Origin of the sequence: Candidimonas sp. SYP-B2681 (assembly GCF_003971065.1) — a bacterium.
GTDB lineage: Bacteria > Pseudomonadota > Gammaproteobacteria > Burkholderiales > Burkholderiaceae_B > Pollutimonas.
Genome location: NZ_RYDV01000005.1, coordinates 1 through 13,736, shown reverse-complemented (window position 1 = coordinate 13,736; position 13,736 = coordinate 1). Strand labels below are relative to the sequence as shown.

At 57.4% G+C, this 13,736-nt stretch carries 12 protein-coding genes; 8 read left to right on the top strand and 4 right to left on the bottom strand.

Features of this window, described 5'->3' with window-relative positions:
• Positions 1-36: 36 nt before the first annotated feature.
• Genes dusB through ruvA form a run of 5 tightly spaced genes read left to right on the top strand, consistent with a single transcriptional unit; the run spans position 37 to position 4,080 of the window.
• Positions 37-1,047 (top strand): tRNA dihydrouridine synthase DusB, encoded by a 1,011-nt coding sequence (gene dusB / locus EKL30_RS11290; RefSeq protein WP_126707344.1) that lies wholly within the window; start codon positions 37-39, stop codon positions 1,045-1,047.
• 36 nt (positions 1,048-1,083) lie between these two features.
• The gene (locus EKL30_RS11285; RefSeq protein ID WP_126707343.1) at positions 1,084-1,323 is read left to right on the top strand and encodes a helix-turn-helix domain-containing protein; all 240 of its coding nucleotides are present in this window, start codon (positions 1,084-1,086) and stop codon (positions 1,321-1,323) included.
• A gap of 25 nt (positions 1,324-1,348) precedes the next feature.
• Positions 1,349-2,941, top strand: coding sequence for a bifunctional phosphoribosylaminoimidazolecarboxamide formyltransferase/IMP cyclohydrolase (gene purH, locus EKL30_RS11280; protein WP_126707342.1), 1,593 nt, complete (start codon positions 1,349-1,351; stop codon positions 2,939-2,941).
• Positions 2,941-3,486 (top strand): crossover junction endodeoxyribonuclease RuvC, encoded by a 546-nt coding sequence (gene ruvC / locus EKL30_RS11275; RefSeq protein WP_126707341.1) that lies wholly within the window; start codon positions 2,941-2,943, stop codon positions 3,484-3,486. Before purH ends, ruvC begins: the two co-directional genes overlap by 1 nt.
• A gap of 18 nt (positions 3,487-3,504) precedes the next feature.
• Positions 3,505-4,080 carry a Holliday junction branch migration protein RuvA gene (gene ruvA, locus EKL30_RS11270; RefSeq protein ID WP_126707340.1) on the top strand — a complete coding sequence of 192 codons (576 nt, stop codon included), beginning with the start codon at positions 3,505-3,507 and terminating at the stop codon, positions 4,078-4,080.
• Positions 4,081-4,097: 17 nt separating this feature from the next.
• Here ruvA and EKL30_RS11265 read toward each other — a convergent pair whose 3' ends face one another.
• The gene (locus EKL30_RS11265; protein WP_126707339.1) at positions 4,098-5,066 is read right to left on the bottom strand and encodes a threo-3-hydroxy-L-aspartate ammonia-lyase; all 969 of its coding nucleotides are present in this window, start codon (positions 5,064-5,066) and stop codon (positions 4,098-4,100) included.
• A 125-nt stretch (positions 5,067-5,191) separates the two neighbouring features.
• Between EKL30_RS11265 and ruvB the strand changes: the two genes are divergently transcribed.
• Positions 5,192-6,256 (top strand): Holliday junction branch migration DNA helicase RuvB, encoded by a 1,065-nt coding sequence (ruvB, locus tag EKL30_RS11260; protein WP_126707338.1) that lies wholly within the window; start codon positions 5,192-5,194, stop codon positions 6,254-6,256.
• An 11-nt stretch (positions 6,257-6,267) separates the two neighbouring features.
• Here ruvB and recQ read toward each other — a convergent pair whose 3' ends face one another.
• The 3 genes from recQ to EKL30_RS11245 are packed head-to-tail and all read right to left on the bottom strand — an operon-like array spanning position 6,268 to position 11,079.
• Positions 6,268-8,085, bottom strand: a complete 1,818-nt coding sequence (recQ, locus tag EKL30_RS11255; protein WP_126707337.1) for a DNA helicase RecQ — start codon at positions 8,083-8,085, stop codon at positions 6,268-6,270.
• Positions 8,086-8,088: 3 nt separating this feature from the next.
• Positions 8,089-9,240, bottom strand: a complete 1,152-nt coding sequence (locus EKL30_RS11250) for a hypothetical protein (protein ID WP_126707336.1) — start codon at positions 9,238-9,240, stop codon at positions 8,089-8,091.
• Positions 9,241-9,288: 48 nt separating this feature from the next.
• Positions 9,289-11,079, bottom strand: coding sequence for a ClcB-like voltage-gated chloride channel protein (locus EKL30_RS11245; protein ID WP_126707335.1), 1,791 nt, complete (start codon positions 11,077-11,079; stop codon positions 9,289-9,291).
• Positions 11,080-11,187: 108 nt separating this feature from the next.
• On the opposite strand from EKL30_RS11245, the gene EKL30_RS11240 reads away from it, so the two are divergent.
• On the top strand, positions 11,188-11,889 hold the full coding sequence (locus EKL30_RS11240; protein ID WP_126707334.1) for a response regulator: 702 nt from the start codon (positions 11,188-11,190) through the stop codon (positions 11,887-11,889).
• 4 nt (positions 11,890-11,893) lie between these two features.
• The gene (locus tag EKL30_RS11235) at positions 11,894-13,300 is read left to right on the top strand and encodes an ATP-binding protein (RefSeq protein WP_126707333.1); all 1,407 of its coding nucleotides are present in this window, start codon (positions 11,894-11,896) and stop codon (positions 13,298-13,300) included.
• Positions 13,301-13,736 lie beyond the last annotated feature (436 nt).

The window sequence follows — 13,736 nt, the reverse complement described above, 5'->3', positions numbered from 1 at the left end:
TAGTCGAAATCTGGGCGGGGGGGTTAAAATCCCCCGATGTTCATTGGCTCATGGTCCCTTCCGAATCCCGTTTTCGTCGCCCCGATGGCCGGCGTAACGGATCGTCCCTATCGCAAACTGTGCAAAGCACTGGGGGCGGGTTACGCCGTGTCCGAGATGGCGGCAAGCAATCCGCGCCTATGGGATAGTGTAAAAACGTCAAGGCGATTGAATCACGAAGGCGAAATTGACCCCGTAGCCGTACAGATCGCAGGGTCGGACCCCGACATGATGGCCGAGGCTGCCGTCTTCAATATACGCAAAGGGGCCCGGATAATTGATATCAATATGGGGTGCCCGGTCAAGAAAGTTTGTAACGTGGCGTCCGGCTCGGCGCTGTTGCGCGATGAAGACCGGGTCGCCCGGATACTTCAAAGCGTGGTGAAAGCCTGCGAGCCTTTTGGTGTACCGGTAACCCTCAAGACGCGTACCGGCTGGGATCACGAATCGCGCAATGCCGTACGCATAGCCCGGCTTGCCCAAGACATTGGCATTGCAGCGATAACCCTGCACGGGCGCACACGCTGCGATTTATATTTAGGACACGCGGAATACGATACGATACGTGAGGTAAAGCAAGCGCTGAAGATTCCGGTGATCGCCAATGGGGATATCGATAGTCCCGAGAAAGCGAGATACGTATTAGAGTATACGGGCGCCGACGCCGTCATGGTCGGCCGTGCCGCCCAGGGCAGGCCTTGGATTTTCCGGGAAATCAGTCATTATCTGGCTTCCGGCAGCCACCTGGCACCGCCCACTTATGGCGAACTACGCGGCTGTTTACTCGATCACCTTGAAGACCATTATCAGTTTTACGGCGAATACACAGGAGTGCGTTCGGCGCGCAAGCATATTGGCTGGTATCTTGCCAACATGCCCGATGTAAGCGAAGTGCTGACCGTCATTAACCAAACCAGCAACACCCGCGACCAGACCCGTGCCTTAGAGCAATGGTTTGATCGCCATCCACCTAACGAGCCGGCAATGGCTCAGACGACCGGGGCGTAAGCCTGGGTACGTCATCGAATATCATTACCAAGGATCATGAGTAAAACTAATCCCCTAGAGCAATCCGTGCGCGACCGGCTCGAGCGCTACTTTACGGACCTGGGCGACTCGGAACCGCGCGACATGCTGGCCATGGTCATCAATTGCGTTGAGCGACCCGTGCTAGAAGTTGCTCTTGAAAAATCCCATGGCAATCAGTCCAAGGCTGCCGAGATGCTCGGTATTACGCGCAGCACATTGCGCAAGAAACTGCTCGCTCACAACCTGCAACCTTAATTTTTAACTTCAAATCATTATTTTTATGAAAACCCAGACTGCCCTACTGTCGGTATCGGATAAAACCGGCATCGTTGAATTCGCCCAGGCCTTGGCCCAACGCGGCGTCCGACTGTTATCTACCGGCGGTACCGCCAAGTTGCTGGCCCAGGCCGGCCTGGCTGTAACCGAAGTGGCTACGCACACAGGTTCCCCGGAAATTCTCGATGGGCGCGTCAAGACCTTGCACCCGAAAATTCATGGTGGCTTGCTTGCACGCCGAGACAGTGCCGAGCATCTGAAAACCCTTGAAGAACACCACATCGACCGCATCGATTTGCTCGTCGTCAATTTATACCCATTTCGGGAAACCATCGCGAAACCTGACTGCACGTTCGCCGATGCCGTCGAGAACATCGATATCGGAGGGCCCGCGATGTTGCGCGCTGCGGCCAAGAATCACGGAACGCCCGAGGGCGGCGTCACCGTGGTGATAGATCCCGCAGATTACACACGGGTTCTGGCCGATATCGATGGTCCCAACGGCCAACCTTCCTACGGTCTGCGCCTTGAGCTGGCCACCAAAACCTATGCGCACACTGCCGCCTACGATGGCGCCATCGCAGCCTACCTCAGTAGCCTGGCTGTGGCCGAGCCCGCCCAAGAACAGGCACCAGCGCGCAATCCGTGGCCTCGTACCCTGACCATCCAGGCGAACCAGGAGCAGGTTTTGCGCTACGGAGAAAATCCGCATCAGGCAGCTGCTTTTTACGTAGACCAGCCCGTCGGCGCGGGTCTTCTGGGCAGCTACCGCCAACTTCAAGGCAAGGAGTTGTCTTACAACAATATCGCTGACGCCGATGCTGCCTGGGAGTGCGCTCGCAGCTTCACGGGCACCGCTTGCGTGATCGTAAAGCACGCAAACCCTTGTGGCGTTGCCATCGGTGACAGTACTCTGCATGCCTATCAGCAGGCATTCAAGACCGACCCTACTTCCGCATTCGGCGGCATCATCGCATTTAACCGCCCTGTCGACGAAGCCACGGCCCAAGCCATCAGCGCCCAGTTTGTCGAAGTCCTGCTCGCCCCCGCCTACTCGCAAGAAGCCTTGGCGATATTCGCGGCAAAGAAAAACGTACGGGTACTTCAGGTACCGCAGGGCGACGCGCACAACGCGTTTGACGTCAAACGAATCGGCGGTGGATGGCTGGTACAGACTCCCGACGATTACCAAGTGCCGCAAGACTCCTTCAAGGTCGTCACGCAGCTTGCCCCTACGCCAGAGCAGATGCAGGATCTTTCGTTTGCCTGGAAGGTGGCCAAATACGTTAAGTCCAACGCGATTGTTTTTGTCGGCAACAACATGACCCTGGGGGTTGGTGCTGGGCAGATGAGCCGTATCGATTCCGCCCGCATTGCTTCAATCAAGGCCGAGAACGCGGGCCTGACGCTGGTCGGCTCAGCCGTCGCGTCCGATGCTTTCTTCCCATTTCGCGATGGGCTGGACGTCGTCGCCGATGCTGGCGCGACATGTGTCATTCAACCAGGCGGCAGTGTGCGTGACGATGAAGTCATCGCCGCCGCCAACGAACGAGGCATTGCCATGGTGCTCACCGGCGCACGGCATTTCCGTCACTAATGCGCATACTGGGGATCGATCCGGGATTACGCCGCACTGGCTTTGGCGTCATTGATGTCCAGGGCATGCAGCTGCAATATGTGGCCAGCGGCACGATAGTCGTGCCAACTGACCAACCTCTTGCTCAACGGCTTAAAGTCATCCTGGATAATATCCGCGAAATTGTGCAGGACACCCAGCCTACGGTGTCGGTTCTGGAAAAGGTATTTGTGAATACCAACCCATCGTCGACACTATTACTCGGCCAGGCACGTGGCGCAGCGATGTGCGCCCTGGCTGACAGCCACCTGGACGTTCATGAGTACACTGCGCTACAGGTTAAGAAAGCCGTAGTCGGCAATGGCCATGCAGCCAAGGAGCAGGTTCAGAAAATGGTGCAGTACCTGCTTGCTCTCAGTGGCCTGCCGGCGGCCGATTCTGCCGATGCCCTGGCCTGCGCCATTTGCCATGCTCATTTCAATCCTTTGACCCAGCGCCTTAAAGACACCGGTCAGCTCAAGCCCGGCCATACCAGTCGGGTACGTGGCGGGCGCCTGGTCAGCTAATTTGCAAGGACAGTCTCCATGATTGGACGAATCACCGGTACATTGCTCGAAAAGACGCCTCCGGTCGTATGTATTGACGTTGGCGGGGTGGGCTACGAAATCGACGTACCCATGAGCACCCTTTATAACCTGCCCGAGAACGGCGCTAAGGTCACCCTGCATACCCATCTGGCTGTGCGCGAAGACGCGCACACTCTGTACGGCTTTTCAACCGCAGGCGAGCGCAGCGCATTTCGTCTGTTGATCAAGGTCACCGGTATCGGTGCACGCACTGCCCTGGCGGTGCTGTCCGGAATGACAGTGGAAGAACTGGCCAGTGCGATCACGCAACAGGAGAGTGGCCGGCTTACCCGGGTTCCGGGCATTGGCAAGAAAACCGCCGAACGGCTGCTATTGGAACTGCGCGGAAAGTTGGGCGCAGACCTGGGCCACACCCCTGGCTCGCATTCCGCAGGTCGCGACGACATGCTGAATGCGCTGCTGTCGTTGGGATACTCCAATAGTGAGTCGCAGTCGGCTTTGAAGAACCTGCCAGAAGGGCTTGACGTCGCTGAAGGAATACGTTTGGCGTTGAAGTCGCTGGCGCGATCCTGAGCGGCAGCGAGCACTCGTCAATTCGACTGCAAAAAACCGGCGTATGCCGACAAGTCAACATTACCACCGCTTAACAGAATGCCAACGCGTTTGCCTTTAACGGGAACCAGCTCGTTAAAGGCCGCTGCTGCGCCAAGGCAGCCAGTGGGCTCTACGACCATTTTCATGCGCTCCGCGAAAAACCGCATGGCGTCGATCAACTGACCGTCGCTCACCGTAAGGATATCGCGCGCATACTGTTTAATGATCGGAAAAGTCAGCTGGCCCAACGCCGAAGTGAGGGCGCCGTCGGCAATCGAATGAGGCGGCGTAATGTGAACCACCGCACCGGTGCGAAATGACTGCTGGCCGTCGTTGCCGGCCTGAGGTTCAACACCATAGACGGCGCATTCCGGGCTTAACGCATTTGCTGAAAGCAAAGAGCCCGAAAGCAGACCGCCCCCGCCCAGAGGCACGAAGAGCAGGTCCAACCCACCGACGTCTTCGAGCAGTTCTTTGACTGCAGTGCCTTGCCCCGCGATAACATCGGCGTGATCAAACGGAGGGATTAGCGTTAGGCCTTGTTCTTCAACCAGCGCGCGGGCGATTTGCTCACGATCTTCGGTTTGGCGGTGGTAGCTGATGACACGTGCGCCGTAACCCACGGTGGCCGCTTTTTTAGCAGCTGGAGCGTCGTGTGGCATGACTATGGTAGCGGCGACATCCAGCAATTGGCACGCTAGTGCGATGGCCTGCGCATGGTTTCCCGACGAGAACGTAACAACCCCCGCTTTGCGTTGAGCAGCCGAAAGCTTAGAGACAGCGTTATAACCGCCCCGGAATTTGAACGCACCAATGCGCTGAAAATTCTCGCACTTGAAAAACACTTGCGCGTCCAGGCGCGCATTCATTGTCTGGGAAGTCAGCACAGGAGTGCGGTAAGCCGCTACCCCCAAGGCCGTGCTGGCATCGACCACGTCGTCATAGATAGGAAGCCTGAGAGTCATCGCGAGTCCGAAGAGTTAACAATTTAGCTGCAACATCTTGAATTATGCTGCAATCGACGCAAGCCTGCGCAACTATTGCTTAGTAGAGTACGATAAGCACTGTAAATATAATCAGCACAACGACTATGGCCATTCATTCAGACTCCCTGTCCAGCTCTGCAATCATCGAACGCATTGTGGCGCCCGAAAGCGCTTCGCCCAACGAGGACTCTGTCGAGCGGGCACTTCGGCCCCGCGCCTTGAACGAATATATCGGCCAACACCGCGTACGCGAACAACTGGAAATATTCATTGCTGCCGCCAAGAACCGCGGCGAAGCGCTTGATCACGTGCTGCTTTTCGGCCCACCCGGCCTGGGAAAAACCACGCTGGCTCACATTGTGGCTCACGAAATGGGTGTGCATTTAAGGCAGACATCAGGGCCTGTGCTGGAACGTCCTGGAGACCTGGCCGCCCTACTGACCAACCTTGAAAAAAACGATGTGTTGTTTATCGATGAAATCCATCGTTTGTCGCCGGTCGTTGAAGAAATACTCTACCCGGCGCTGGAAGACTTTCAGATCGACATCCTGATTGGTGAAGGGCCGGCCGCACGCAGCGTAAAAATAGATCTGCAGCCTTTCACCCTGGTAGGTGCAACGACACGCGCTGGGATGCTCACCAATCCCTTGCGCGACCGTTTCGGCATTGTGTCACGGCTGGAATTCTATAACGCCGAGGATCTCACCCATATCGTCAAGCGCAGCGCCCATTTGCTAAAAGCGGAAACTACACCCGACGGCGCCGCTGAAATAGCCCGCCGGGCACGAGGCACGCCTCGCATTGCCAACCGCCTGCTACGTCGGGTGCGTGATTACGCTGAGGTCAAAGGCAATGGTCGCATCGATTCGACGGTTGCCAATGCCGCCTTGGCCATGCTGGAAGTCGACCCGCAAGGTCTCGACCTGATGGACCGCAAACTGCTAGAGGCCATTATTCATAAGTTCGATGGCGGACCTGTAGGGGTCGACAGTCTGGCTGCAGCAATAGGCGAAGAGCGCGACACTATCGAAGACGTAATCGAACCGTTCTTGATACAACACGGTTACTTACAACGCACACCACGCGGACGCATGGCGACCCAGACCACTTGGCGTCACTTGGGCCTTACTCCGCCCAAGCCAGCGGGAACGCCTGATTTATTTTCCTGAGCCCGCTACGACTAGCCCCTTACGCAGCGCAATAGCTCTTCGCCATAAGCGTCACGCTTGCGTACGCCCACACCGCTGATGCCACCTAAGTCATCTAAAGATTGTGGGCAATTCAGTGCTATCTCCCTTAGCGTGGCGTCGTGAAAAATCACATAGGCTGGAACGCCATGGCTGCGAGCGACCTCTGAACGCCATAGGCGCAGGTTCTCGAAACGCTGCTGGGCTTCGCCGGGCAGAACGATCTCTGCAGCTTTGCTGCGCGTGCTTGCCGTACGCGAATTACGCGCTTTTTTCTCGGACTCACGGCGAAACATTAAAGTTCGCTCGCCCTTTAACACTTCGCGGCTTGCGTCGGTCAGCGCGAGGGTGCCGTATCCCTCGCTGTCGACGGCCAGCAAACTTTGCGCCAACAACTGACGCAACACTCCCCGCCACGCCTGTTCTGATAAATCAGCGCCTATCCCGAAGACCGTCATGGTTTCGTGTTCGTATTGCTTGATCCTGTCGGTAAGCTTGCCGCGCAGTATGTCGATAAGATGGCCCGCGCCAAAGCGCTGGCCGCGCTCGCGCCACAAGCGGTAAACCGCCGATAATATTTTTTGTGCTGCCACGGTGCCATCCCAAGCCTGCGGAGGCTCAAGGCACGTGTCACAATTACCGCAAGACGAAATGGTCTGTTCGAAATAAGCCAGCAAGCGCTGACGGCGGCACGTGACGGTTTCACACAGTCCGAGCATGGCATCAAGCTGGGCGCCAAGGCGCCGCCTGAACGAATCGTCGCCCGCGGATTCGTTGATCATGCGTCGCTGCTGCACGACGTCCTGCAATCCATAAGCCAGCCAGGCGGTCGCGGGCAATCCGTCACGTCCTGCTCGGCCGGTCTCCTGGTAATAACCTTCAACCGATTTTGGCAAATCGATATGCGCCACGAAACGGACATCCGGCTTGTTGACTCCCATGCCGAAAGCGATCGTGGCGACCATCACCATCCCTTCTTCTCGCAAAAAACGAGCTTGGTTGGTACTGCGCACCGTAGGCGCCAACCCCGCGTGGTACGGAAGGGCCGAAATGCCGTTCTCACATAAGAATTCCGCCGTTTCCTCGACCCGGGCGCGCGACAGACAATAAACAATACCGCAGTCGCCCATATGCTCCGCCTGGATAAACGCCAGCAATTGCCGTCTCACCTCATTCTTTTCGATAATGCGATAGCGGATATTGGGCCGGTCGAAACTGGCGACGTAATGAGGGGCGTCGTTGAGCGCCAGGCGTTCGGCAATTTCACGGCGCGTCACCGCGGTAGCCGTGGCGGTTAGCGCAAGGCGGGGTACCTGCGGCCAACGTTCATGTAAGATCGAAAGACCTAGATATTCGGGTCGGAAATCATGGCCCCATTGCGATACGCAATGCGCTTCGTCGATAGCAAAAAGCGATACGTGGCCGCTGGACAGCAGTTCAAGGCAGCGGTCAGTGAGCAATCGTTCTGGCGCAATATATAGCAGGTCGAGCTCGCCCGCCAGAAAGGCTTGCTCGACGTCACGCGCCGTGCGCCAATCTTGTGAGGAATTCAGAAATGCGGCGCGCACGCCCAATTCCAGCAGCGCATCTACCTGGTCTTGCATGAGGGCTATCAGCGGCGAAATGACTATCCCCGTGCCGGGGCGAACCAGAGCCGGAATTTGATAGCAAAGCGATTTACCGCCGCCAGTCGGCATGAGCACCAAGGCATCGCCGCCCTGGACCACATGGTCGATAATGGCCTGCTGGTCGCCGCGAAATGAATCGTAGCCAAAGATTTGCTGCAGAGTTTCGAGAGACGAAATGGTCATGTGCTAATTAATAGGTACTGAAAAGCGAATACCTACATCATAGTCGCCGCTCACCAGTTCGCGCTCCGCCCTGAAGCCAATGCGCAAGTTTGGGCTGTACCAAAACTGCTGTGTAAAGCCAAAACTGCGCTCAGAATCTCCTAGAGACGACCTGGCACTTTCGTACATCCCGGCTAAATCGCCCCATCGTCCCAATGACACCGTCGCCGACAATTGCTGCCTCGTGCCGCTCGCTGCGATGGCACCTTCCTGATAACGACTAAGGTCGGTAAAGCCCGCCGTGTGCCTTTCGTTGAACCAGCCCAGTTTCAAATCATCGAGCACATCCACCTCATAGGACGCCTGATAGCGCCAACCTTGCTCGAGACCATAACTGGCCCGGGCGATCCCGGCGCTCCAGGCTCCCCAGCCATTTGTTTTATAGCGTCCGCCCACGCCGGTGGTTAGCAAATCTGGCGCCATCTCGAGTTGTGACTCGACAATGAATTGAGGGCTAAGCTTGTAACGCAAGACGGTGCTGCTGGCGGTAGGTCCATAGTTCAGGTCGCCCTGCTCTTGCCCCCCAGAATAATCCAGGGCCCCTACCGACATTGAATACTGCCAGGCGTGATCGCTTTCGGATTTGGCTCCTGAAGACTGCGAAATGCTGATTCCGCCCATCCGCGCCGAGTTCGCCCACGCCGGTACAGAAATTTCGTTGCTTCCCAAACTGACACCGAGGCCTCGTTCACCGGTATACCGCCAATTGCTTGCACCACGCGCCCACGGATCGCTAGACCCCGCGGCGCGCCCTAGCGAGGGCAGCCGCGCACGCCGCGATCCCCGTTTAGTCCTCAATCCCTGAGAGGACGGCGACAACTTTTGTTTCTGCCATTTCTGAAAGTCTGTTTCATTCCAAGAGACGTCCACGTTCACATCCCAAATATCATCTTCCAGGCCTGGCGACTCAGTAAGCGTTGCGCCTTCGGGAATCGGGTCCGGCAATGGCACGGGCGGGTCAATGGAAATCTGCTCAACCGGATACAAACGGATCGGCGCGAGATCACGGATCCCCGCTGCGGAGCTAGCGTGAACGCCGGCAGCCTGCAGGCAAGCCAGCAAGATGCCGCATACAAGAGCCTTCGAAGGAACGGAAAAAGGTCGAAAAAATTTCATTACAACCAAACGGCCGCCCTTCGATCAAGAAAGGGCGGACCAGAATATTCATTTATGCGGACGACGAACCACCTTCAAGTCGAACATCGCTTCGCCACTGGCGTCCAGGGACTTTTTAAGGGCGCTGTACTTTTCCAGCAATGCTGACTTGTATACCACCCCAAGCAACAGCGGATGTTCGTCCCGGCTTACCACCGGCAGACGCTCGCCCTGGAACTGCAAGAAATAATCCTGCGCTTGATCCAGGGTCATGTCGGGATGCAGGGTCTTGACAAAATCGCGGCGCAGGACGTCGCCCGCGCACTTATGCTGTATTTCGCTTTGACCCAACAATAAACTAGTCAGGTCCTGTTGTGCAATGACGCCCTGGTAAACGTTGCTGTCATCCACCACATATAAATACTTGACGGGATAGTCCAGGAACATTTGCAAGGCGTCTTTGATCGGAGCACTGGTGTGCACCACCGTCTCGGCGGGCCGTAGCAGTTCCGCAAGCCGGGTCTGTCGCAATCGTTGACGAAGCTGGAGGTCCCGATCGCGTACCATGGTTACGTCATACATGGCCACTTGCGCGACTGCCCGAGATACGAAGTATGCCACGACGCAAGCAGGAAGAAGAGGCAGCACGATCGGATAAGCAAGCGTCATTTCGAAGATCATCAGTATCGCCATGAACGGGGCGCTGGTGGCAGCACCGAGAAAGCTTCCCATGCCGACCAGGGTGAACATATAGACCGGGGCCGATATGGCGGGCCAAAAAAAAGCGACTATTTGTCCGAATAAGGTACCGATCGCGGCCCCTACGAAAAGCGCCGGTGTAAATACCCCTCCGACGGCGCCGGAACCAACGGTCAAGGCGGTGGCAAATACCTTGCACATCAGCACCGCAATCACGGCATACCAGGCCCATTGTGTGTGAAGCAACGAATTGACTACGCTATAGCCATTTCCAGCCACTTGCGGCATGATAATGAGCAGAAGTCCCAGCAGAAATCCGCCCAGCGCCAGCCGGGCGGGCAAGGGCAACCCCGTGCCTTTGAACCGATTACGCGAGAAATCCAGGAACTTCAAGAACAACGGGGCCGTAAGACCCGACACGATGCCCATCACCACAAAAGGCAGCACCTCGATTCCCGGAAGGTCCGGCATGCCGGCCATCGGGTAGCTAGTTTGATAGTGCCCGCTCATGCGCATGACGATATTGGCCGATGCCGCGGCAACCAGCAAAGGACCAAAACTTTGCATGCTCATGGTGCCCAGCACGATTTCAGCCACGAACAAGGCGCCTGCCACAGGAGCGCCATAGGCAGACGCCACGCCGGCCGCAGCGCCGCAAGCCACCAAAAGCCGCAGCCGTGTTGTGCTGAATTGCATAAAACGGCCGACAGCGGACGCTCCGAGCGCCCCAAGGTGGACCATCGCCCCTTCGCGCCCGATCGAGCCTCCCGATGCCACGGTACACAGAGAAGACAAGGACCGAAGCAAGCCCTGCCCTATAGACAAACGGCCGTCGCCAATGGCGACCGCTTCCATATAGTCAGCATTGCTTTCCGTTTTTGTCTTAGCCGCCATCCATAGCAATGTTCCGGCGATAAGCCCTCCGAAAGTGGGGAATAGCAAACGACCGTACCACGGGAGCCCCTCGGTCACGCCCACAATCGAGCCGCTCTGGCCAGTAACGAGGTTCTGGATAAAGCGCATGCCTTCATGAAAGCCGATGGTAGCCAAGGCCCCCAGACCGCCCATCAGCACTGCCCAGCCCAGCATGGCGGGTAGGCCGGAAAGCCATAAATAATCTGCCAGCCGCTGACGCAACGTTTGTATGGTATTCCCAGCCATGTAACCCCTGTGCTAAATCAAACGAAAAACGCCCGGTAAGCGCTATAGCCATTTCAATCCATTTCCGTGCGCTTGCCAGACAGGAGCTCAGGGGGCACACTTTAGCCTATGGAAAATCCCCTCGTAAAAGTACTGGTCGTCGACGATGATCCTGCCCTGCGTCAATTGCTGGCCGATTACCTTAATCGGCACAATTACGACACGCTCCTTGCTCCGGACGCCAGCGACCTTGCGTCGCGCATCCAGCGATATTCGCCTGACCTTATCGTGCTTGATCGCATGATGCCCGATGGGGACGGCGCTGAAGCATGCCGACGACTGCGCCAACAAGGAGAAGACATCCCCGTCATTTTACTCACTGCGAGAGACGAAACCGTAGATCGCGTTATTGGCCTGGAAGCCGGGGCAGACGACTACCTGGGCAAACCGTTCGATCCGCGCGAGCTTCTTGCTCGCATCGAGGCCGTGCTACGTCGCAAAAAAGGCGCATCGGCCCTGAACAAAGACAAACCGGTTGCGTTCGGGCCATTTGTTTTCGACCCTAGCACACGCCAGCTTAGTAAAGACAGCGACATCATCAAGCTGACCGGCGGCGAAGTTAATCTGCTGGAAGCACTGGTCAATAATCCCGGCAAGCCGCTGTCTCGTGACCGTTTGCTGGCGCTGGCTCGTGACGACGACGAAGGCGAACGCAACGACCGCGCCATTGATATCGCCATTTTGCGCTTGCGGCGTGCAATCGAAGAAGACCCGAAGCAGCCGCGCTGGATACAAACCGTATGGGGAGTCGGGTACCGTTTTTCACCCTGAACTCATGAAGCTGAATTCGTTACTGCCTAAATCCCTGCGTGCGCGCATGGTATTGCTGACACTGGGCACCATACTGCTGGTTCAGGCTGCCACCTTTGCCACGGTTTCCTATTACCGCAAACAGTTCACTGAAGAAGTTGCCGTCGAATTCACCGCGACCACCATACGCACCCTACGCGCCGCACTGTCGGAAATTCCTGCTGAGCGACGCCCCGACTTTGTGCGCAGCGCATCACAGAACCAATGGCGCCTGTGGTCGCGCAGCCTTCCATCCGATGCCAGCCTGGAGAACCGCCGCCCCGCTTCTAATGAAATACACCGCGCGGATCGGCCTCCTCCTCCAAGAAACGATATACGAAACAACCTGCGAACTTTCGTCCAGGCACTGAACAAGCGGCTGAGCGACGACACCCGCGTGGCCTTGTCGCGCGGGCCCGAGCCCCGGCTTTATATATCGCTACTGCCGGAATTCGGCCCCGAAGACACGGGCTACAACCGCGAATGGCTCGTCATCCCCCTGGATAGAATTGCGCCGCCCGTTGCAACGCCCGTCATCATCGTCTGGTTGACCGGCATGGGACTCTTCCTGCTACTGTCGGCCGCATTCTCTTGGCACATTACCCGACCACTCACCCGACTGGCCAAGGCCGCCGACCAAATGGCCGCGGGCCAACCACAACGCGTGACCCCCTCGGGCCCCCGTGAAACCCGTATCCTGGGCGAGCGCTTCAACGCAATGCTCGACACCCTGGCCGAATCCAGCACAGTACAGCGAACCCTGCTTGCGGGACTACCCCACGACCTGAAAGGCCCGCTCTCCCGAATGTGGCTACGCATCGAAATGGTCGACGACCCCACATTCAAAGAAGGCATGCGCAAAGACGTCCAAGACATGCAGCGCATGGTCAACCAATTCATAGGATTCGTGCGCGGCTCGGATCCAGGCTCATACCAGTTCGCTCCCCTGATCCTGAACGCCTGGCTCGAAGAGCAGGTTTCGGCGTGGGAAAGCACAGGAAGCCCAGTGAAACTTGTACGTCTGCACGACAAACCCTTGCCGCTCGATGCCGACAAAACAGCCTTGGGACGCCTGCTCGACAACCTGATTACAAACGCCATGAATCACGGCAAACCGCCGGTGGAAATCGCCCTGGACACGATGAACGGCCAGGCCAGAATCACCGTATCCGACCATGGCCCCGGAATTTCCGCCGAGCGGCGCGTAGAAGCGCTACGCCCCTTCTCAAGACTGGACGATGCCCGCACCCTCACCGGCTCCGTAGGCCTCGGACTTGCATTGGCCGAAGCCATCGTCAAGGCCCACAACGGCACCCTAATACTCGGCACAGCACCCGCCGGCGGCCTCGAAGTAAGCATCCTGCTTCCCCTGACCCGCCGCGCCAATACCTAACGGTCTGAAGATACGGACGTGGCCCCGCGCCTTGACCCGTCACCGAATTCATCTGTCGACCGAACTACGTCTATCTAATGGATTAAGACAACCTACCTTCACCTATGCCGCACCTAGCAGCCATTGAGGAGGCTGGGCGGCTGAGCCTGGCCAAGCGAGTTCGGTAGCGCCGAACCTACCGCTTGGACTGGGGAGGCAAGAGCGCGCATGTCCGAGCGCGGCGATTAAGGACAATCCGGGGGATTGTCCTTCGCGCGAGTTCGCGCTCGCCCCGGGCCGGGCGGTAGGTTCGGGCAGTCCCGGCACGGGACCGCGAACGGGAGTGTCAGAATTTTTGTGTTTGGGCGGTTTTGATAAATCATTGATCCGCCTGTTTTCCGTACAACTGAGAGTCTAGCTGGCCATAGCCTTGCGTGAATCGATCCTCGTATAGGAT

Coding starts and splice junctions, on each gene's coding strand:
- ruvA (WP_126707340.1), top strand. CDS start 3,505: ATGATTGGACGAATCACCGGTACATTGCTCGAAAAGACGCCTCCGGTC.
- EKL30_RS11240 (WP_126707334.1), top strand. CDS start 11,188: ATGGAAAATCCCCTCGTAAAAGTACTGGTCGTCGACGATGATCCTGCC.
- EKL30_RS11285 (WP_126707343.1), top strand. CDS start 1,084: ATGAGTAAAACTAATCCCCTAGAGCAATCCGTGCGCGACCGGCTCGAG.
- purH (WP_126707342.1), top strand. CDS start 1,349: ATGAAAACCCAGACTGCCCTACTGTCGGTATCGGATAAAACCGGCATC.
- recQ (WP_126707337.1), bottom strand. CDS start 8,085: ATGACCATTTCGTCTCTCGAAACTCTGCAGCAAATCTTTGGCTACGAT.
- ruvC (WP_126707341.1), top strand. CDS start 2,941: ATGCGCATACTGGGGATCGATCCGGGATTACGCCGCACTGGCTTTGGC.
- EKL30_RS11265 (WP_126707339.1), bottom strand. CDS start 5,066: ATGACTCTCAGGCTTCCTATCTATGACGACGTGGTCGATGCCAGCACG.
- EKL30_RS11235 (WP_126707333.1), top strand. CDS start 11,894: ATGAAGCTGAATTCGTTACTGCCTAAATCCCTGCGTGCGCGCATGGTA.
- EKL30_RS11245 (WP_126707335.1), bottom strand. CDS start 11,079: ATGGCTGGGAATACCATACAAACGTTGCGTCAGCGGCTGGCAGATTAT.
- ruvB (WP_126707338.1), top strand. CDS start 5,192: ATGGCCATTCATTCAGACTCCCTGTCCAGCTCTGCAATCATCGAACGC.
- dusB (WP_126707344.1), top strand. CDS start 37: ATGTTCATTGGCTCATGGTCCCTTCCGAATCCCGTTTTCGTCGCCCCG.
- EKL30_RS11250 (WP_126707336.1), bottom strand. CDS start 9,240: ATGAAATTTTTTCGACCTTTTTCCGTTCCTTCGAAGGCTCTTGTATGC.